Annotated in this window: 18 protein-coding genes and 4 pseudogenes; 7 read left to right on the forward strand and 15 right to left on the reverse strand. The window is 67.9% G+C overall.

From position 1 onward, the window contains the following. Positions 1-85: 85 nt before the first annotated feature. Together OHS71_RS00445 and OHS71_RS00450 are read right to left on the reverse strand one after the other, a co-directional pair. Positions 86-538 carry a hypothetical protein gene (locus OHS71_RS00445; RefSeq protein WP_328475620.1) on the reverse strand — a complete coding sequence of 151 codons (453 nt, stop codon included), beginning with the start codon at positions 536-538 and terminating at the stop codon, positions 86-88. Between the two features lie 266 nt (positions 539-804). Beyond that, positions 805-1,512, reverse strand: coding sequence for a nitroreductase (locus OHS71_RS00450; RefSeq protein WP_328475622.1), 708 nt, complete (start codon positions 1,510-1,512; stop codon positions 805-807). Between the two features lie 406 nt (positions 1,513-1,918). On the opposite strand from OHS71_RS00450, the gene OHS71_RS00455 reads away from it, so the two are divergent. The 5 genes and pseudogenes from OHS71_RS00455 (at position 1,919) to OHS71_RS41235 (ending at position 5,086) form a co-directional block, all read left to right on the forward strand. Then, the gene (locus OHS71_RS00455; RefSeq protein ID WP_328475624.1) at positions 1,919-2,614 is read left to right on the forward strand and encodes a TetR/AcrR family transcriptional regulator; all 696 of its coding nucleotides are present in this window, start codon (positions 1,919-1,921) and stop codon (positions 2,612-2,614) included. A gap of 219 nt (positions 2,615-2,833) precedes the next feature. Continuing rightward, positions 2,834-3,976 (forward strand): FAD-dependent oxidoreductase, encoded by a 1,143-nt coding sequence (locus tag OHS71_RS00460; RefSeq protein ID WP_328475626.1) that lies wholly within the window; start codon positions 2,834-2,836, stop codon positions 3,974-3,976. A gap of 50 nt (positions 3,977-4,026) precedes the next feature. Next, positions 4,027-4,384: pseudogene (locus OHS71_RS00465) on the forward strand (Tn3 family transposase); the annotation flags it as partial. Then, positions 4,373-4,786, forward strand: a pseudogene (locus tag OHS71_RS00470) (SARP family transcriptional regulator); the annotation flags it as partial. The pseudogenes OHS71_RS00465 and OHS71_RS00470, both read left to right, overlap by 12 nt. Before the next feature lie 18 nt (positions 4,787-4,804). Continuing rightward, complete coding sequence (locus tag OHS71_RS41235; protein WP_443046834.1) at positions 4,805-5,086, forward strand: Tn3 family transposase; 282 nt, start codon at positions 4,805-4,807, stop codon at positions 5,084-5,086. A gap of 150 nt (positions 5,087-5,236) precedes the next feature. On the opposite strand, the gene OHS71_RS00475 is transcribed toward OHS71_RS41235, so the two are convergent. Then, positions 5,237-5,359, reverse strand: a complete 123-nt coding sequence (locus OHS71_RS00475) for a hypothetical protein (protein ID WP_328475628.1) — start codon at positions 5,357-5,359, stop codon at positions 5,237-5,239. 186 nt (positions 5,360-5,545) lie between these two features. Between OHS71_RS00475 and OHS71_RS00480 the strand changes: the two are divergent. Next, positions 5,546-6,379: pseudogene (locus OHS71_RS00480) on the forward strand (IS110 family transposase); the annotation flags it as partial. Between the two features lie 9 nt (positions 6,380-6,388). Here the strand turns inward: OHS71_RS00480 and OHS71_RS00485 are convergent. The 3 genes and pseudogenes from OHS71_RS00485 to OHS71_RS00495 all read right to left on the reverse strand — a co-directional run. Then, complete coding sequence (locus OHS71_RS00485) at positions 6,389-6,586, reverse strand: transposase family protein (RefSeq protein ID WP_328475632.1); 198 nt, start codon at positions 6,584-6,586, stop codon at positions 6,389-6,391. 87 nt (positions 6,587-6,673) lie between these two features. Next, on the reverse strand, positions 6,674-8,380 hold the full coding sequence (locus OHS71_RS00490) for a M4 family metallopeptidase (protein WP_328475634.1): 1,707 nt from the start codon (positions 8,378-8,380) through the stop codon (positions 6,674-6,676). Between the two features lie 418 nt (positions 8,381-8,798). Further along, positions 8,799-8,951: pseudogene (locus tag OHS71_RS00495) on the reverse strand (IS630 family transposase); the annotation flags it as partial. A gap of 42 nt (positions 8,952-8,993) precedes the next feature. Between OHS71_RS00495 and OHS71_RS00500 the strand changes: the two are divergent. Continuing rightward, positions 8,994-9,482, forward strand: a complete 489-nt coding sequence (locus OHS71_RS00500) for a DUF6882 domain-containing protein (RefSeq protein WP_328475637.1) — start codon at positions 8,994-8,996, stop codon at positions 9,480-9,482. Positions 9,483-9,583: 101 nt separating this feature from the next. Here OHS71_RS00500 and OHS71_RS00505 read toward each other — a convergent pair whose 3' ends face one another. The 9 genes from OHS71_RS00505 to solA all read right to left on the reverse strand — a co-directional run bounded on the left by OHS71_RS00505 (position 9,584) and on the right by solA (position 19,598). Then, on the reverse strand, positions 9,584-10,609 hold the full coding sequence (locus OHS71_RS00505; protein WP_328475639.1) for a hypothetical protein: 1,026 nt from the start codon (positions 10,607-10,609) through the stop codon (positions 9,584-9,586). A gap of 120 nt (positions 10,610-10,729) precedes the next feature. Beyond that, complete coding sequence (locus OHS71_RS00510) at positions 10,730-11,713, reverse strand: D-2-hydroxyacid dehydrogenase (protein ID WP_328475641.1); 984 nt, start codon at positions 11,711-11,713, stop codon at positions 10,730-10,732. Position 11,714: 1 nt separating this feature from the next. Beyond that, on the reverse strand, positions 11,715-13,166 hold the full coding sequence (locus tag OHS71_RS00515; protein ID WP_328475643.1) for an NAD-dependent succinate-semialdehyde dehydrogenase: 1,452 nt from the start codon (positions 13,164-13,166) through the stop codon (positions 11,715-11,717). A gap of 41 nt (positions 13,167-13,207) precedes the next feature. Next, positions 13,208-14,488: an NAD(P)/FAD-dependent oxidoreductase gene (locus tag OHS71_RS00520; RefSeq protein WP_328475645.1), complete on the reverse strand. Its 1,281-nt coding sequence runs from the start codon at positions 14,486-14,488 to the stop codon at positions 13,208-13,210. Positions 14,489-14,806: 318 nt separating this feature from the next. After that, positions 14,807-15,574: an amino acid ABC transporter ATP-binding protein gene (locus tag OHS71_RS00525; RefSeq protein WP_328475647.1), complete on the reverse strand. Its 768-nt coding sequence runs from the start codon at positions 15,572-15,574 to the stop codon at positions 14,807-14,809. Continuing rightward, positions 15,571-16,527: an amino acid ABC transporter permease gene (locus OHS71_RS00530; protein WP_328475649.1), complete on the reverse strand. Its 957-nt coding sequence runs from the start codon at positions 16,525-16,527 to the stop codon at positions 15,571-15,573. Before OHS71_RS00530 ends, OHS71_RS00525 begins: the two co-directional genes overlap by 4 nt. A 7-nt stretch (positions 16,528-16,534) precedes the next feature. Further along, positions 16,535-17,473, reverse strand: a complete 939-nt coding sequence (locus tag OHS71_RS00535; RefSeq protein ID WP_328475651.1) for an ABC transporter substrate-binding protein — start codon at positions 17,471-17,473, stop codon at positions 16,535-16,537. A gap of 187 nt (positions 17,474-17,660) precedes the next feature. Next, entirely contained in the window at positions 17,661-18,341 is a 681-nt protein-coding gene (locus tag OHS71_RS00540) for a haloacid dehalogenase type II (RefSeq protein WP_328475653.1), read from the reverse strand. Positions 18,342-18,461: 120 nt separating this feature from the next. Continuing rightward, the gene (gene solA / locus OHS71_RS00545) at positions 18,462-19,598 is read right to left on the reverse strand and encodes an N-methyl-L-tryptophan oxidase (RefSeq protein WP_328475655.1); all 1,137 of its coding nucleotides are present in this window, start codon (positions 19,596-19,598) and stop codon (positions 18,462-18,464) included. Positions 19,599-19,786 lie beyond the last annotated feature (188 nt).

Genomic DNA, 19,786 nt, shown 5'->3' on the forward strand with positions numbered 1-19,786 from the left:
GTCGGTTCCAGCGCGTTCGGCGAGCAGTCTTGCCACGCACTGCTGGTGGCGCCGCACGGAATCTGTGCCCCTGCTGTGATCACGGTCAACGAGTCGAGGGCCGGTGTTGGACACGCAGCACTCGAACGATGCCATCGCTGCCGGCTGCCTCGCGCAGTTGCTGATTCTCGACCTCCAGGACGTGTACGACCCGCACCAGCTGCTGGACGTCTGTGCGCAGTCGGTTGCGCTCGGCAGGCAGGCGGGTGATCTTCTGCTGCAACTCGTCGTTGGTCCGCTTCAAGCCGTCGACGACCTTAGGCCGCGCATCCTGCATCCGCACCAGGGCGTAGAACAGGTCCTTCAGGCCAGTGTGCTTGTGGGTGAGCTTGTTGCGTTTGAGGCCTGCCTCCTGGGCGAGGGATTTGATGGTCAGCTGGCCGTCCGAACGCAAGGGCGTGCCCACCGAGAGGCGGATCATCGCGTCGGCGATCGCCTCAATCTCGGCGGTATCGCCGGGGCGCGACGCACTTGCCGCCCCGGCGGCCATCGCAAGCACGCGGCCCACTGTCTAGTGCCGCGGCGGGCAACGTTTGCCCGTCAAGGAGCGGCGTCCGGTGCGTGCTCTCGGCGTGCCGGCCGGAAGTCCTCGTACTGGACGTACCTGGGCTTTCGGCCGGTACGGCGAGAGTGCGTGCCGGGCGTCGCGACGGGGCGAACGTTGCCTGTCGCGGCACTAGCCAATACCCGCATCGGCCGGCGCCGGGAGATCATCCGTGCCATCGGCCTGTTTATTCAAGGTCGAGCAGTCGTCCTGGGCTGTCGTCATCTGCTGTCCTCGCCGGCTAGCCGGCCGGCTGCGTCCTCATGCGCCCCGATGAAGCTCACTGTTTCCGTCATATCCGCTCGCCCGGTACGCAGCCGGGGCACGCCTTCCTTCTCGAATCCCACCGAGACACCGCAGAACAGTACGAGCCCGTCATCGGCTCCGACTATTTGGCTGACGGTCTTGCGATGCATTGTCCACATCACCTGGGGACAGCTGTGCACCCCTTCCGCCCTCAGCAACAGCATGACCGTCTGCAAGTACATGCCCGCATCCCCCCACTGCCCGGGACCCATCGTCCGGTCGAGGTAGCAGAACAGCACGACCGGTGCTCCGAACGCCCCCGCGTTCAAGGCGGCGATCTTCATGGGCCTGTCGGGGGCGTCGCGCTCGATTCCCAACGCTTCGTACCGCTGGGCGGCCGCAGCGGAAAAGCGGTCCAGATACGGCGAAGGCAGCTCGGCCGGATACATCGGATACTCCCGCTCATCGCCCGGGTCTCCCGCAAGCGCCCTGGCCGTCGCACGCTTCTTCAGTTCGGCCAAGGGATCGCCGGCCACGACATAGACATGCCACGGCTGGAGATTTCCACTCGACGGAGCCCGAGTGGCAGCGGTCAGCACTCGTTCGAGAACCTCTTTGGGTACCGGCTCATCGCTGAACGCCCGCACGGCCCGCCGACTGCCCACAGCTTCATACACGTCCACGTGGTTCTCGTCCTCTCACTCAACGACAACCACCTCTCTACCCTCTTGAGCACGCGCCGGAGGAGTTCATGGGCGGGGCAGAGGGACGACGCCTGCGGGGGCGGTGGGGCTGATTGTGCTCAGTTGACGGCGGAGCCGCTGGAGTTCGTCGTCCTGGGCGGCCAGGGCCGACAGGGCCAGTTGATGGCGTTCCTTGAGCTGGGCGAGTGCGGTGTGAGTGCGGGCGAGTTTGCTGGTGACTCGCTGGTTGTGTGCTCGCAGGCGGAGGATTTGAGCCTCGCGCGGGTCGGGCTGCTGACCGGCGGCCCGGGTGGAACGTCGTTGCTCGAACTCGTCAACCGCCGTCCGTGGAGGCCGAGAGTGAACCGGGCAATCCCGCTGCGAACATGTTCGTTACGATCGGGTTATGACTGCGAGAAGAGAGCCGATCAGCCGCCGGGAGCGTCCGGCGAAGCCCGCCCTGTCCCGGCGCTGGATCGTTGACACCGCCGTGCGGATCATGCGGGCGGAGGGGCTGGGGAAGGTCACGATGCGCCGCTTGGCGCAGGAGCTGGACACCGGCCCGGCGTCACTGTACGTCTACGTCGCCAACACCGCCGAGCTGCACGCAGCCGTGCTGGATTCCCTGCTTGGCAAGGTCGACCTGGCCGGGCGGGACGGTGCTGAAGACTGGCGCGAGCAGCTGCGTGCCGTCATGACGTCGTACACCCAGGTGCTGTTCGAGCATCCGCAGCTCGCGCGGGCTGCGCTCGTCGCCCGCCCGAGCGGCGAGAACTACCTGCGCCTGGTGGACCGCACCCTCGATCTCCTCTCACAAAGCGGCGCCGGACGCGAGCAGGTCGCCTGGGGGGTGGACAAACTGCTCCAGGATGCGACAGCCACCGCGGCCGAGCACTCGACGCGTGAGCACGATCCCGCCTCCGAGGACGACTGGAACGCCACCCTGCGTGCACTGCACGCCGTGGACGCCGCCACGCATCCGGCGATCACCGCACACATGCCCGCACTGATCGGCGGCTCGGTGCCGGACAGGATCCGCTGGAGCTTCGACGTCCTCGTCAACGGCATCACGCACACACCCGTCCCGGGCGTCGTGGACTGATCCCCGGGCGGGGTGGCCCGCGCCTTGCCGACGAACGCGGGACGGGGAACGGCAGTGCTCCCGCCCGTCTGCCGACGAAACGAACGAACTTGTTCGCAACGAACATGTTCGTTACGCTGGTGGAGTGAACGAGGCATCCCTTGCCTCCTCGCCGCGCAGCCGCCCTGCAAGGAGCCTTGCGGCGCAGCGAGGTGTTCCCCTACTGCCTCCGGAGGCCCCATGAACACCAGCCATTTCCCGATCGCGATCATCGGCGCAGGTCTGGGCGGCCTGACCGCCGCCCGTGTCCTGCACGTCAACGGCATCGAGTCGGCGGTCTTCGAGCTGGAGGCGTCGGCGGCGGTCCGCACCCAGGGCGGGATGCTCGACGTCCACGAGAACAACGGGCAGAAGGCCCTGCACGCCGCCGGCCTCCACGACGAATTCCTCAAGATCGTCCACGAGGGTGGTCAGGCCATGCGCCTGCTCAGTTCCGACGGCACGGTGCACATGGCCGAGGAGGACGACGGCACCGGCGGCCGGCCTGAGGTGGACCGCGGCGACCTGCGAGACCTGCTGCTGGGCTCCCTGCCCGACGGCACGATCCACTGGGGCCGCAAGGTCACCGAGGCCCGGGCGCTGGGCGACGGGCGCCACGAGGTGACGTTCGCCGACGGCTCGGCCATCACCACCGATCTCCTGATCGGCGCGGACGGTGCCTGGTCCCGGATCCGGCCGTTGGTCTCCAACGCTTGGCCCGCCTACACCGGCATCTCCTTCGTCGAGACCGACCTGTTCGACGCCGACACCCGCCACCCCCGCAGCGCCGCGGTCATCGGCGGCGGGTTCTTCATCGCCCTGGGGCACGAGCGCGGTGTCCTCGCGCACCGGGAGAGCGACGGCAGTCTCCACGTCTACACGGCGCTCAAGGTCGACGAAGGCTGGCTGGACACGGTCGACTTCACCTACAACGCTGCCGCCAAGGCTGCGGTCCTAACCCACTTCGAGGGCTGGGACGAGGGCCTGCGCGGCCTGGTCGCCGACGCGGAGACAATCACCCCGCGCCGTATTCACGCCCTGCCCGTCGGACACCGCTGGGACCGCGTCCCGGGCGTGACGCTGCTCGGTGACGCCGCTCATGTGATGTCCCCCTTCGCCGGGGAGGGAGCCAACCTCGCCATGCTGGACGGCACCGAACTCGCCCTGGCCATCGCCACCCATCCCGGCGACACCGAGGCCGGTTTGGCCACGTACGAGGAGGCCCTCTTCCCGCGCAGCGAGGCGTCCGCCGCCGAGTCCGCCGCCAACTTGGACACGATGTTCGGTGAGCGTGGCCTGGAGCAGATGGTCGCGTTCTTCACCTCTGGCCCAGCAGCCCAGTGAGGCCCGCCCCGACGGCCACCGCCCCTCAGCCCGCCTGGATCCAGGAGGAATCCATGAACCGGCAGCTCACCGTCCAGGAGGTCACGCCACCGGCTAGCCCGCGCGATCTGCCACGGCGGCCGCGGCCAGATCCGCCAGGCGTACCGCGAGGGCCAGGAGGACCAGCTGTCCGCCCTGGGCCTGGTCCTCAATGCGTTGGTGCTGTGGAACACCCGCTGCCTGGATGCCGCCGTGGCCCGGCTCCGCGCCGAGGGCCACGACATCAAGGACGAGGACGCAGCTCGCCTCTCCCCGCTCAAGGACCGGCATATCAACTTCCTGGGCCGCTACCTGTTCAACATCACGGCCAGCGGCCCCGGCCAGGGCCTGCGCCCCTTCCGGAAGAGGACTGACCGGGACCTTCAGCGCCTGGAGAGGGACATCCTCAACGGGTCCGCGCCCCCCGAAGCAGCACGTACCGCGTGGATTGGCCCTGGTGTCCGGCTGGGCCCGCGCACCACCGTGGATCTGGCTCGCACCCTCGCACTGGCGGGTGGCGCCGCCCTTGTCCGCTCGCGGCGCGACCGCCTCGCCGCCATCCAGGCGGCGGAACGCACGGGAGACCTCTCCCTGACCGCCCGGATCGTCGGCGCCTACGACGTGCCCGCTATCTGGAGCCGGGCCGACGACCCCGACCAGTCCCGCGCCGTCGTCGCGGCTGCCGAGCGCACGCTCACCGGGCTCGGCCCAGACGGCCCCGTCGACCTGCGCGCCCGTCTCCTGGCCACGGTCGCCGTCGAGAGCCGCAGCGCCGATCTGTCCGGGACCGAGGTGTAGCCGTCAAATCTTTTGACGGGCCGTGAGTTTGGCTGCCAGGGTGCGCTTGACGGCCTCTTGGAGCAGGAGTCGGCCCTGCGCCCGGTCAAGATCACCTCGGACACGCACGGCGCCAGTGAGATCGTCTTCGGGCTCTTCCGCCTCGTCCCAGCCGATCCGGTTCCGCGCACTCCGGGCGGCCCTTGCCCGGCGCCGTGCGGCCCGCCTGGCACCGTCGCGCGGGAATCACGCCGACGGATCAAGGAGCGGTCCGGTCGGCGCCGCCGGGCGAGATCATCGAGACTGCCACGGTGAACAGGACCTTGGCGCGGCCTTCACGGACTTTGGTCCGGGTCACGAAATCGGCGCACGATCAGCCGGACCGGGATCCGTCGGCTGATCGTGCGCCGGCGAACGCGATGTTCACGAAGCGGTGTGTCTGGTGTGCGTCTGGCTCGTGTGCGGTCAGCGGGCGGCGAGGGTCTCGGCGGTTTCTGCCTCGGCGGTGACCGCAAGGGTTGTGTTCTTGGGGCCGCGGAAGACGATGTAGACCAGCAGGGCGCCCATGACGGCGGCGCCTGCCCACATGGACCGCTGCCAGCCGTCAACGAAGGACTGCTGGGCTACGTGGAGCAGGTCCTGGGCGTGCGGGCCGGCGTTGCTGGCTGCTTCGACGGCGTTGGCAACGCCGTCGCGGGCGGTGTCCGCGGTTCCCTGCGGGATGCCGTGCAGCCGGTTGTCGATGGCGCTGCGGTAGCCGTTGGCCAGCAGCGGCTACGCACTGGCGGCGAGACGGTCACCGACCTCAAGATCCTCACCGGCCGTCGCACGGACCTGGTCGCCGACCGCACCCGCACCGTCAACCGGCTCCGCGCCCAACTCACCGGCACCTTCCCCGGCCTGGAGCGGGCGCTGGACCTCACCGACCCCGGCCCGCTCACCCTGCTGACCGGCTATCAGACCCCGGCCTCCCTCCGTCGGGCAGGCAAGAAACGGCTCGAAGCCTGGCTGCGCAACCGCAAGGTCCTGCGCGCCGACCGGCTCGCCGAGACCGCTCTGGAAGCTGCCGGGCGCCAGCACACACGCCTGCCAGGGGAGAAACTGACCGCTCAGATGGTGCAGACGCTCGCGCGGGAAGTGATGGCCCTCAACCAGCAGGTCGCCGAGCTCGGCAAGGCGATCGAGGCCCGATTTCGCGAACATCGGGACTTCGAAGTGATCACCAGCATTCCGGGCCTGGGCGTGATCCTCGGTGCCGAGTTCCTGGCCGCGACCGGCGGTTACATGACCACCTTCGGCACCGCAGACCGTCTCGCCGGCTTCGGCGGCGTTGCACCCGTCCCCCACGACTCCGGCAAGATCAGCGGCAACCTCCGCCGGTCACGGCGCTACAACCGCCGCCTCCAACGCGTCTTCTACATCTCCGCACTGTTCAGCATCCGAAGCTGCGACGAGTCCCGCCGGTTCTACGAACGCAAACGAGCCGAAGGCAAGCGCCACACCCAGGCCGTCCTCGCCCTGGCCCGCCGCCAGGTCAACGTCCTCTGGGCCCTCCTACGCGACGGACGGACCTACGAACTCGTGCCGCCCATCGCTCTCGCGGCTTGACAGACCGCATTAGGAATCAGTGTTCGCCAGGACGAGCAGGGCCCGCAGGAGGGTGGTCGCGTGCCGGGCGTTCATGCGGACCGTGGTGAGGAAGCGCCAGGACTTCAAGTTCGCGAAACTGTGCTCGACGACGGCGCGTTCGCGGTTGAGCAGGCGGTTCGCTTCCTTCTCGGCGTCGGTTGCGCGTGGCCTTGCGGCCGGTGACAATCACCGGGTCGTCGGGGTCGTCGTCCAGGCTGACGAAGCCGAGGTCGGCCAGGGCTGGGAGATGGCCGGGAGAACGTGCCGCGAAGTTCAAAGGATCCCAACCGCAGTGAAGGCCGCTTCGACTGCGGTGACCTTGAAGGTCAGCTGGTTTGCGGGCAGTGCTCGGAACAGAGTCCGAGCGCTGGCCACGACCGCGCGTCGGCTGTCTGTGAACTGCGAGGTTCGCGATAGCCGCTGCGTGAGGGCCAGATAGAACATGGCCGCCACCTCCGCTGGGCTCAGTTTGAGTGAGCCATCGTCGGCCTGTGCGGTGAACAAGTGGAAGGCCGCCTTGTTGTGGATCCCGCTGTTGACGTGCACCCCGCCCCAATCACCAACCTGGGTATTGGGCCGCACGCGGAACTGATCCATGTGTGCCGGCTGCCCGAATCGAGGCGGGTCCGACATGTCACGGAGCGGCTTGTCCCCGGGCAGGAGGTTCTCACCCAGCAGCCAGTCCCAGGTGCGGGGATCCTCCTTCTCCGAGTTGGCGACGATCGTTCCGAAGATGTCGGAGTAGGACTCGTTAAGGGCCCCCGATTGGAATGCATACTCCAGACGTGAGGTGTGGTCCGTAACACCGTGGAACATCTCGTGCGCCACCACGTCAATATTGGCGGACAGAGAGCGTAGTTCGTCTCCACGCAGCACTTGGCCGTAGACCATCTGCTGGCCATCCCAGAAAGCATTGCCCCATTGCTTGGGGCCGGGACTCCAGTCGGCGACGACACAGTTGATGGTCGACCGCATTGGACCACCTCGTCCGTCAATGTTGTCCCGTCGCAGCACATTGCGCAGAAACTCTGATACCGCGACGGCGTTGGCGTGGGCGCTGACGGCTTCTGGTGTCCAGGTCGGCGGATTGGTGATGCGGTCACCCGGCAGCAGATCACTGTCGACGGAGGGGTCACCGAAGTTGAAGCCGAAGGTTTGCACGTTGTGGACGGGGTCGTTCATCACCAGGCTTTCGCCTTGCCGTGAGACGAGGAAGGTGCGCTTGACGTCGAAGCTGTCGGTCGCCGTCTGCTCTTCACCAACGGTCATGCTGGGTGTGCGCGGCAGGATGGATACGACTTGTCCGTCGTGAGCGTCCACCACGTAGTCGACGAACCGGGGTGGCTCGAATTTGCTTTCCTGGCCCAATTGAAGCTCAACCGTGTGCTCCAGGGTCACCGGCACGTCTTCGAGGATGTACACGAGCCGCCAGCGAGACTCGGTAGCGTCGAAGTAGTGGTTCAGGCGGGGAACCACACCGGCCAGGACGGGTACATAACCATGCGGCGCGGTGGCGACCGCTGCCAGGGCGTCGCCCGCCGAGATGGTGGCAACCGGGTCGACCTCCTGGGGCTCGCCGAGGGCTGAGTCGATGCCGATCAGATCGTTGGCCTTGTCGACTTCTACGGTCACCAGTGAGCCGTAGACGGGGATGTCGTTCAGTGTCTGACGGAACTTCACCGTGCGGGTGTCGGTGAGCGGGATTGTCTCCGTGCCGATCGTCTTGAACCGGCTGATGACTCCGTTCGCCACCGGAGCATTGAAGGACGGCATCCTCGCGCTTGCCAGGGCCTGGTCGAGGTAGCGACGCGCCGCCGACTCGGGATCGAGGTCGCGCTCACTTTCGAGCCCCTCCGGCCTGACGCCGGGACGTACAGCTTGCTCCTCCTGCAGTTGCGCGATGGTGCGGGACGACGACTCGTCGAAGGTGTGCAACGAGAAGCCGCTCAGGCCGTTTTCTGCAACTTGTTGGTTGGGCATGACGCTATTCCTTCCCGAGAGGGTGCGGGGTTTGACGAAAAACTCGCTCTCGACGAGGTGCAGCGCATGCAGTGGGTGGGGCGATACCCGGGAGCTGGCCGAGGTTGCCACCGCCCTCTCTGCCGCGCTCCAACCCACGAACAGGCAGTGGTCGACGGGGGCAGCGGCCGGTTTGTCCCATTTCACCAGGACCGACGCACCCGCTGGGGTCGCCGCTCTACCAGCGTGGTGTGTGAATCTCCCACATATCCAAGCTAGCTTCAGCACATCCGTGTCGCATCTGGGCGAGTAATTAGGGATACCCGACCACGAATGCAGGACACCAAGTCGCCAATCCCAGAAATGCGAGCGGGACCTTGGAAAAAGCCACGCGGTGCTCGTGTGCGATCTGGAGGGGCGGCGTACTGACTTCGGCACGTCAAGGTGCCGCTGGATCGCCGAGGATCAGGCCGGTGCCTGCAATGAAGCCGTCGAGGGTGTGGGGCCGGTACTGGAGGTGTTTGAGCCGGTTGCGGACCAGGATTTCGAGCCGGTCGAGGGAGACCAGGCCGGTAATCCTGGCCATAGACCGGGGTGGCAGGATCTTGCCGACAGTTCTGCACGAGGAGGCAACGTGGACGACCGCTCGAAGCATGACCACTCCGGCTGGGAGGCGGTCGTGCTCGCGGCTCGGGAGCGCGCCCGCTCGCGACAGGTACTCATGGTCGAGCGCTTCGGCCTGTCAGGAGACGTGCAATACGACTGGTCGATGGACGACGCGCAGATCACGTGGTCGCGCGACGCCAAGGTGTTCCTCACCGGCCGGCTCACAGTGATCGGAAGCGTCAGCGTTTCCCAGCAGACCTGGCTGTGGTCCTGGGCGAACGAGTCACTCCCGGCCGCCGCCCTGGGCGACATGGAGAGGGTTCGGCAGTTCGGCGAGGAGAACGACTACCCCGTCCTTCCATGGCCAGGCTTCACGTACGACCCCGAGCTGGTTGCTGAGGCTCGGATGGTCGCGGCCTGCGTGCTCGACGCCGAGGGATTGTGGGCGGAGTCGATAGACGACGTGCAGCTCCACTTCATGATCCACGACCTGGTGCTCGCTGCCGAGCGACAGTGACGGCTGCACGAATTCCCAAGCTATAGGCATCCTGAGCCTCGCGGCCACCGGCGTCACGGCATGCCCGCACCGTGACGCCCCGGCTGCGCACTGCGGACGGGCTACGTCATCAACTCGATGTGCGGATGCTCGGGCTCCGCCGGGCAGACGAACAGATGCTGCCGGTAGCCGCTGCCTATCTGGACACCGGTCGCGTTGTAGCCGCGGTGGCCGGGGTACGGTCCAGCACCTGGGTGGGGGTGCGGAGACCAGCTGTTCCCGGCGTCGTCCCCTTTCTCGAACGTGGCGATGGTCATCAGGACCTCCATGTCGGTGCCGCACTCGGAGCAGGGCTGTGGGCAGGGGTCGGTGGAGTTCCAAGCGGGCCAGCCGCCGACCTTCCAGCCGGGTGCGTTGGACAGCACACAGTCGTAGTACGTGTCCGGGTCCATGTCTTCCTCTGCTGCCTGCGGCACACTCCACTGCTTGAGCTGCTCCCGCAGTTCTTCGCTCAGCTCCAGATGGTCGGGGTACTCGGTGATCTGCTCCGGTTCGAGCACGCACGGTTCCGGTAGATAGCCGTCGAACTGCACTGCGGGCGGCTCGGGGGGCGTGTCGAGGATGTCGGTGACGGCGGCTGCCGAGCGCCAGAAGAGCAGGGTCCTGGGCATGATCGGATGATCGAAGGGGCACCACAGAACCTGCAGCAGGTCCTTGCCCTCCGGCGGGCTCAGATCGGGCACATCCCGTACGTACAGCTGCGCGACGGGCAGCATCGCTATAGGGCCGTCGTACGCCTGGACCGCCAGTCTCACCGGATACGTCTGAGGGGGCCGGATCCGCTCGAGAGTCTCCCGTTCCTCCGGAGTCAGGTCCCGGCCGTGCGAGGCGGTGAAGATCCGTCGCTCCAGCCGCAGATCCGCCGGGGACTGGGCTGGGTTGATGCCATCCACCACATGCGGTTCCTCGCAGTGCGGCCACGGCTCCTCAGCGGGCCACAGCAGCGGCCCGCCGATCGAGCTGTCGTGCCACGTCGGCGCCCCAGGGCGGGGGTGCAGGCGGGTCGCTGTGCGGGCCAGCGGAGCCAGTTGGGGAAAGACCGCGGCAACGTCGATCGGCCGTGGCGGAGTGACAGGAGTGACATTCATGGCCGCAATCTTGCCAATCGCCTCTGACAACGGCCCTCGTGGCTGCCCCACGAAGAGTTCCGGCACGGGCGTCACCCGGGAGAGTGCTACGGCCGGTCCGTTGCCGGCAGATGGCCGCCTTCAGGCAGGGTGCGTGCCGTCGACCACGTATCCGCGCCGCTTGTCCACCACGTTGCGCAGCGGCCGGCCCTTGATGTGCCGGGTGAGGTTGTCGAGGAACACCTCGAGGAGCGCCTCCCGTTCGCTGGTGGTCTCGCCCGCCGTGTGCGGGGAGATGATCACGCCGGGCAGGTTCCACAGGGGTGATTCAGCAGGCAGGGGTTCCTGTGCGAACACGTCCAGGGCTGCGCCGGCGAGCCGTCCGGCGGCGAGGTGGTCGACCAGCGCCTCCTCGTCGACGAGTCCGCCACGGCCTACGTTGATCAGCCGCGCCCCCGGCTTCATGGCGGCGAGCACGGGGGCGTCGACCATGCCCCGGGTGTCCTGGGTGAGGGGGGCGGACAGGACGACGTAGTCCGCTTTCGTCAGGGCGGAGCGCAGGGTCGTTGCACCGTGGACCGTGCCGAAGTCGGGGTCGTCCGTGCGGGCCTTGCGGCCCGCACCGCTCACCCGCATCCCGACGGCGCGCAGCAGCCGGGCGATGGCCCGGCCGATCGGCCCGGTCCCCCAGACCAGGACGGTGCGTCCGGTGATGCCGTCACTGGGGCGCGGACGCCACTCGCGGCGCCGCTGGTGCTCCCAGGTGCCGGGGAAGTCCTTGGCGAGGGCGAGTATCAGGCCGAGGACGTACTCGGCGGTCGGCTGCTCGTAGACCCCGCGGGCGTTGGTCAGGACAACGCGCGGCTCGTCCACCAGGGCGGGGAACAGGAAGGAGTCCACGCCCGCGGAGGACGCGTGAACCCAGCGGGGCGCCTTTTGCGGATCGTCGGGCCACGCCTCCCGGATGGCCGGGGTGATGGTCACCCAGGCCAGGAGGACGTCGGCGCCGGGGAGGAGGTAGGGCAGTTCCTCCTCGGTGGCGTAGACGGTGTCCGCGAGGCTTTCGATGCGGGCGGTGGCGGGGGGCCGGTTGCCGCGGTAGAGGACGACGAGTCGGTCGCGCATGTCAGGCTCCGACGGGGACGGCCAGGTACTTGTACTCCAGGAACTCGTCGATGCCGACGCGCCCGCCTTCGCGGCCGAGGCCTGACTGCTTGACGCCGCCGAAGGGCGCGGCGGGGTTGGAGACCAGTCCGGTGTTGATACCGATCATGCCGCTCTCGAGGCGTTCGGCGACACGCAGGGCACGGTCGAGATTCTGGGTGAACAGGTAGGCCGCCAGACCGAATTCGGTGTCGTTGGCGGCGGCGAGGGCCTCGTCCTCGGTCTCGAAGGTGCGGATCGCGGCCACAGGGCCGAAGATCTCGGAGTCGATGATCGCGGAGTCGGGGGCGATACCGGTGAGGACGGTGGGCGGGTAGAAGCAGCCCGGCCCTTCGGGGAGTTCACCGCCGGTCAGAACGGCGGCACCGCGCTTGACGGCGTCCTGCACCAGGTCGTGTGCCTTGCTGCGGCCGGCGACGTCGATGAGGGGGCCGACATCCGTGCCGGGTTCGGTGCCGGGCCCGACGGTGAGGGCGGCCATGCGGGCGGCGAGGCGGGAGGCGAACTCTTCGGCGACGGAGGTGTGGACGAAGATGCGGTTGGCGGCGCAGCAGGACTCGCCCATGTTGCGCATCTTGGCGACCATGGTGCCCTCGACGGCTACGTCGAGGTCGGCGTCGTCGAAGACGACGAGGGGGGCGTTGCCGCCCAGTTCCATGGAGGTGCGGATGACGGTGTCGGCGCACTGGGCCAGCAGGATCCGGCCGACCTGGGTGGAGCCGGTGAAGGAGAGCTTGCGGATCTTCCCGCCGCGAAGGAGGGGTTCGACGAGGCGGGCGGCGTCGGAGGTGGTGACGATGTTCAGCACACCGGCCGGCAGACCCGCTTCCGTGAGGATCTGAGCCAGTGCGAGGCTGGTCAGGGGGGTCTGGGGGGCGGGTTTGAGGACGATGGTGCAGCCGGCGGCGATGGCGGGGCCGATCTTGCGGGTGCCCATCGCCAGGGGGAAGTTCCAGGGGGTGATGAGCAGGCAGGGGCCTACGGGCTGACGGGTGACCAGCAGACGGTTCCTGCCGTCCGGGGCGGTCATCATGCCGCCGTCGATACGCACGGCTTCCTCGGAGAACCAGCGGAAGAACTCCGCGCCGTAGGCGACCTCGGCACGCGCTTCGGTCAGGGGCTTGCCCATCTCCGAGGTCATCAGCAGCGCGAGCTCCTCGGTGCGCGCGACGATGATGTCGTAGGCGCGGCGCAGGATCTCGCTGCGCACGCGCGGTGGGGTGGCGGCCCAGGCGGCCTGGGCGGCGACCGCCGCCTCGACCGCCCGTCGGCCGTCGTCGGGTGCGGCGTCGGCGACCTGGCACAGTTCCTCGCCGGTGGCCGGGTTGTCGACGGACAGGGTCCGGCCGGACTCCGCGTCCTGCCAGCCACCGCCGATGAACAGCTGCTTGGGAACATCACGGACGACAGTCATCGTGGGTATCTCCTTGTAGGTGTAGAGAGGCTGCCGACCGGTCAGCGGATGCGGTCGAGCGTCTTGTAGTAGGCGCCCGCGAAGGGCAGGAACCAGGCGGTGCCGTTGTAGAGGGGGATGCGGGGCGGGGTGAGGTCACGGACGGGGCTGGCCTCGGGGTGGCCGTCCATCACCTCGGCCATGACCTGCCCCATGTGGGTGGCCATCTGCACGCCGTGGCCGGCGTATCCCATGGAGTAGTGGACGCCGTCCTCGGTCTGCCCGGCGTGCACGATGCGGTCCATGGCGAAGCCGACGGAGCCGCCCCACACGTACTCGATCCTGGCCCGGGAAAGCTGGGGGAAGATGCCGCACATCTCACGGAACAGGACGGCCCCGCTCTTCTTGTCCGAGGTCGGGTCGGACGGTGCGAAGCGGGCGCGGCCGCCGAACAGCAGCCGGTTGTCCGGGGTGAGCCGGAAGTAGTGGCAGACCTGGTTGGAGTCGACGATGAGGCGGGCCTTGGGGATGATCTCCCGGGCGAGTTCCTCGCCGAGCGGCTCGGTGACGATGATGAAGCTGCCCACGCAGACCTGCTGGCGGCGCAGCCACGGGAAGTTTCTGTCGGTGTAGGCGTCGGTGGCCATCATGACCTGCCCGGCGCGGATCACACCGCGCTCGGTGCTGATCTCGAACCGTCCGGCGGCGGTACGCCGCACGCCGATGGCAGCGTTGCGCTCGTGGATCTCGACACCGGTGCGCTCGCACGCCTCGGCCATACCGCGCACGAAGCGGCCGACGTGCAGGGCGGCGCTGAACGGGTCGAGCAGGCCGCCGTGGTAGACGTCGGATCCGATCTCGGACCGCAGCTCTGACTTACCGACCAGAGTCGTCTCGTGTCCGAAGTACCTGGCCAGGTCGCGCTGTTGGGTTTTCTTGCTCTCGAAGTGCGCGGGGCGGGACGCGACGCCCAGGCGTCCGACGCGACGGAACTGGCAGTCGATGGACTCCTCGTTCACGAGCCGCTCGACGGTGTCCACGGCCTCGCCGTAGGAGTTGTAGATCTCGCGAGCCCGCTCCAGTCCGTACCGGCGGACGGCCTGGCCCACGCCGATGGTGAAGCCCAAGTTGGCCATGCCGCCGTTGCGGGCGGAGGCACCCGAGCCGATCTGTCCCTTCTCGACGAGGGTGACGCGGGCACCCTTGCGGGCGCAGTGCAGGGCAGTGGACAGACCCGTCAGGCCGGCGCCGACGACCACCAGGTCGGCGTCCTCGGTCAGCGGCTTGCCGGACCGGTCGGGAAACGACCCGGCGGTGTCTATCCAGTAGGGAATCGTCTTCATGTCGGTCCTTAGCGGGGAGTTTCGAGGTGGGGGGTGGCCGGACACCACCCGGGCGCTGTCAGCACCTGCGCGGCCCGTGTCGGCGGGAAGGCTCCGGTGAGGGGCTCTGCGGGCAGGACGTGCTGACTTGCCTGTTGGCCGCCGAGTTTGCGGACGAGCGCGACGAGGGGAGCGCTGGGGACGGTGAGGTTCAGTTCGACGTCGAACTGAAGGTGTTGAAGACGCGGACGGGCAGGGTGCGGAAGTTATGTCACCCGCGGTCGGCCGGCACCTTCTCCGGACTTGCGGACAGGGCCGCTGCCGCAGGTCCGTGCCCTGCTACAGCACTCGTTCGAGGAAGGCCTGGGTGCGTTTCTCGCGTGGGTTGGCCAGGACTTCGCGTGCGTCGCCGCGTTCGACTGCGATGCCTTCGTCCATGAAGAGGATCTCGTCGGCGACCTCGCGGGCGAAGGCCATCTCGTGGGTGACGAGCAGCATGGTCATTCCGTTGCCGGCGAGGTCGCGCATGACGGCGAGTACTTCGCCCACGCGTTCGGGGTCCAGTGCGCTGGTGGGTTCGTCGAACAGCATGATGGTGGGTTCCATCGCCAGCGCGCGGGCGATGGCCACGCGCTGCTGCTGGCCGCCGGACAGTTGGGCGGGGTATTTGTGGCCGCAGTCCTCGAGGCCGACCTTGGCCAGCAGTTCTTGTGCCTGTTCCCGGCAGGTGGCGCGGTTCTTCTTCTGCACCAGGACCGGTCCGGACATGACGTTGCTCTCGGCGGTCATGTTGGGGAACAGGTTGAACTGCTGGAACACCATGCCGATGCGGGCGCGCTGTTCGGCCAGGCGTTTGGGGCGGACGGCGTGGTAGGCGTCGTCCTTTTCGACGTAGCCGAAGTCCTCTCCGTTGACTTTGAGGACTCCGCGGTCGACGGTCTCCAGCCCGTTGATGCACCGCAGCAGGGTTGATTTGCCCGAGCCGCTGGGCCCGATGATGCAGGAGATCTCCCCGGCCGCGACGGTCAGGTCGATGTCACGCAGGACCTGGTGACGTCCGAAGCTCTTGCACAGCTTGCGTGCGACGATCGTTCCGTCCGGGTTCACAGCAGGGACTCCCTCGTGGTGGGGACGGGCCGGCCGGCCCCGGGCTCGGCCGAGGTGTCGGCCGGGGTCAGCCGTGCCCGGGTGGAGCGGGAGAACCGGCGCTCGATCATGGACTGGGGCACGCTCAGCACCAGCGTCATGATCAGGTACCAGAGGCTGGCCACGATCAGCAGCGGAATCGTCTGGTAGGTGCGGGCGTAGATCGCCTGGGCGCTCTGCAGCAGGTCGGCGACGCCGAGCACGCTCACCAGCGAGGTCTCCTTGAGCATGCCGATCACCTGGTTGCCGGTGGCCGGGATGATGGCCGGCATGGTCTGCGGGATGATCACGTGCCGGAGCTTGGTGAACCCCGACATGCCCAGCGACTCCGCGGCTTCGTGCTGCCCGCGGCTGACCGAGGCGAACCCGCCGCGGATGATCTCGGACATGTAGGCGGCCTGGTTGAGCGTCAACCCCACGATGGCCGCGGTCATCGGTGTCATGATCGCGTTCACGTTCACTGGTGTGGAGATGTCGGTGAACGGGATACCGATCGAGAGGTGCGGGTAGAGCGCCGCGATGTTGAACCAGAAGACCAGCTGCACAAGCACGGGGGTGCCGCGGAAGAAGGTGATGTAGAGCTGGGCCAGCCCGGAGACGGGCCGCTGGTGCGACATGCGCATCACCGCCAGCACCAGCCCCAGCACCGTGCCCAGAGCCATGCTCGCCACGGTCAGAATCAGCGTGACCAGCAGGCCGTTGAGGATGGTTTCCGTGGTGAAGTAGCTGAACACCACCGGCCAGCGGAAGTTCTCGTTCGTCACTGCGGTCCACACCAGACCGGCGACGATCGCGATCGCGACGGCCCAGGCGACGTAGTCGCGCGGCCGTTTCGGCGTGATCCGCTTCTTGTCTTCGGCCCGTAGTTGTGGCACCGGTCCGCTCCTGGTCGTCGTGGTCTCGATCACGTCCATCGGCGTCTCAGTCCTGTGGGACGGCCATGGCCGCGGACTTGGCCCCGAGATCCTGGAAACCCCAGCGGCCCAGCGCCTGGGCGTACTTGGGGCTGTCGATGATCGACTGGACGGCGGCCTTCACCGCGGGGGTCAGCGGTGAGCCCTTCTTCAGGGCGACGGTCACGGGCTTGGTGGTCACCAGGGGCTTGAGGGCGTCGAACGTCTTGGGCTGCTGCGCGGCCGCCCACTCGAGCGCGATGAAGTCGTACATGACCGCGTCGATCCGCTTGGAGACCAGCTGGGTCAGAGCGTCGTTCACGCTGGGCAGGGGCACCGCCTCGATGGCCGGTTTGCCCTTGCTCGTACAGTCCTGCTTGGACAGCTGGGGCAGCCACTGCAGCTGCTGGGTGGTGCCGGACGTGACACCGACGCGGTGCCCGCACAGCGTGTGGGTGCCCAGCCTCTGCGGGTTCCCGTAAGGGACGGACACTCCGGTCCCGGAGTTGACGTAGTCGACCATGTCGAGGGCCTTCAGCCGGTCCTTCGTGGCGCCCATGGTGGAGGCGGTGAAGTCGTACCGATCGGCCTGCAGTCCGGTGATGATGGTGTCGAACTTGACGTTGTTGATCTGGAGCTTCAGGCCGAGCTTGGCGGCGATCAGCCGGGCCATGTCCGGGTTGAACCCGATCGGGGTCTTGTTGTCCGATGCCATGAACATGGTGGGCGGGTAGGCCAGGTCCATGGCCACCGAGAGCGTGCCCTTGGCCTTCACCGCCGCGGGCAGCAGCTTCACCGCGTTCGGGTCCGGCTTCACGCCGACCGAGATGTCGTCGGTGTGCTCGACGGAGGGGCCTGAACCTCCGCCCTGCGCGGTGCTCTTCGCCCCCACGTTCTGCCCGGTGCCACCCGCCCCGCACGCGGCAAGCGCGAGGGCCAGGGCCGACGTGACGATCGGGACACTCAAGTTTCTGCTGACCTGCAGGGCGGCAGCCCGGGCGCCTGCGGTGCGGAATGCGGTTCTGTGGCCTGTCCGGTTACTTTCCATGGCGGTGCCTCCTGGAGAACGCTGGGGATGCGGCGGTTACGGGGAGTCCGGGATACGGGGGACGGTGTACGGATCGGACCAAGGGGTGGGACCTCGTCGTACGGCGTCAGATGCCCAGCATCTGGTTGAGCTCGTTGAGGGACTTGACGGTTACGTAGTCGTAGCCGTGGGTGACCGGGTCGCAGCCGCGGTCCAGCAGGACGAGGTTGCGGAAGCCCATGTCGTGCATCGGCATCAGGTCGTAGCGGGTGTGCGACGAGACGTGCACGAAGTCCTCGGGGAACGCGTCGAGCTGGTCGAGCATGTACTCGAACGCCGCGTAGCGGGGCTTGTAGTAGCCGGCCTGCTCCGCGGTGAAGACCGCATGGAAGTCCGCTCCGAGCCGGGGCACGCTCTCCGCGAGGTAGGAATCCTCGGCGTTGGAGAGGATCACCAGCTTGTAGTTCTCGCCCATCTTCTTCAGCGGTTCCGGCACGTCCGCGTGCGGGCCCCAGCTGCGCACGCCGTCGGCGAACCGCTTGCCTGCGTCCGGGGCGGCCTTCACGCCCCACTTGCGGCAGACCCCCTCGAAGGCGTCCTGCAGAGTCTGCTCGTAGGGATAGAACCTGCCGAGGACCGAGTCGTAGCGGTAGCCGCGGAACTCCTTGACGAACTGGTCCCAGTGCTCGGCCGGAATCTGGTCGCCGACGAGTTCACGCGTGATGGGGGTCATCGGCCACTCGATCAACGTGCCGTAGCAGTCGAACGAGACGTACTTCGGGCGGAACTGGAACGAGGGAATGGGCATGGCGGTACTCCGTTTCTTGGGCTTGGGAGACTGGTCAGGGCCGGCCGCGAACAGATTTTGGGCATGCCCACGACAGAACGGTCGGAACGCTGGGTTGAGGGCGTGGACGATCGCCGTGGATCAGGCGGCGCCGACTCCCGCCGGAGCGAGGAAGGCGACGGGGTGCTGGGTGGTGCCGTCGAGCGCCAGGTCTGCGGCGATCTCTCCCATCGCGGGCGAGATCTTGAAGCCGCTGCCCGAGAAGCCGGCCATGACGATGATGTCGTCCTCGCCGGGAAGATGACCGACGAGCGGGTTGCCGGACCGCGTGTAGCCCTCCATGTAGGCCGACGTCCTGATGGGGTCGGGGTTCAGGTCGGGCATGAGTTCACCGATGAGCTCGCGGAAGGTGCCGAGTTCCTCGGGGCGGACGGTACGGTCGAGCCGTTCGGGCTCGGGCACCGGGGCATGGTATTTCGGGGAGAGACCGAGCTTGACGGAGATGCCGTCGGGCGACGGGATTCCGAAGCAGTCATGCGGTGCGGCGCGCACGAAGGGAGGCGCACCGCCCGCGAACCAGTCGTGGCGGGTGGGCAGGTGCCAGGAGCAGACCACCCGGCGGACGTCGATCGTTTGGGGAAGGTCCGGGAGCAGGGTGTTGATCCAGGGACCCACGCTCACCACGGCGGCGTCCACGTGGTCCGTGCCCTGGTCGGTGACGATCCGCACCCCACCGCCCGCTGCGGGGACGACGTCGCGCACCGTGGTGTAGCGGTGCAGCCGGGCGCCCAGGTGCTCGGCACGGGCGGCGGCGGCCTGGATGGACGCCTCCGGCCTGATGATGGCGCCCAACCGGTCCAGGACGGCGATGTGTCCGTCCGGCAGCCGGTGCTGCGGGTAGCGGCGGGCGAGTTCCCCCTGCTCCAGTACTTCGTGATCCAGCCCCTGGGCGGTGCTGGTGGAGAGGAGGAGGCTCATGGAGGGTGAGGACGCCTCTCCCATCACCAGGCTGCCGCTGCGGCGTCGCAGCGTCCGGCCCGTCTCCGCTTGGAGCTGCTCCCACATCCGGTCCGCGAGCCGCAGCAGAGGAATGTACGCGGGCTCTCCGAGATGGGCGGCCCGGTAGATACGGCTCTCGCCTCCGGCCGCGCCGCGGTCGTGGCCCGGTGCGTACCGGTCGTAGCCGATGACCTCGGCTCCGCGTGCGGCCAGTCGCCACATGGTCTGGCTGCCCATGCTGCCGGCACCGATCACGGCGACGCGCTTCGGGATGCGCATGAGGTCGCTCCTCTCGATGGTGTGGTCTGGGTGGCAGTCGGGCCCCAGCACGGTGCGGATACCGTGCGGACCTTCGCAGTTCGGATCCTGCTGGGGATGGCGTTCACTTTCCGCCCGGCGGAACCCGCAGGTCAACCCACACTGTGTTCCGCCTTGGGGTCTTCTCGAGACGGTCTGTCACGGCGGAC

Source organism: Streptomyces sp. NBC_00377, assembly GCF_036075115.1.
In the GTDB taxonomy this organism is placed as follows: Bacteria; Actinomycetota; Actinomycetes; order Streptomycetales; family Streptomycetaceae; genus Streptomyces.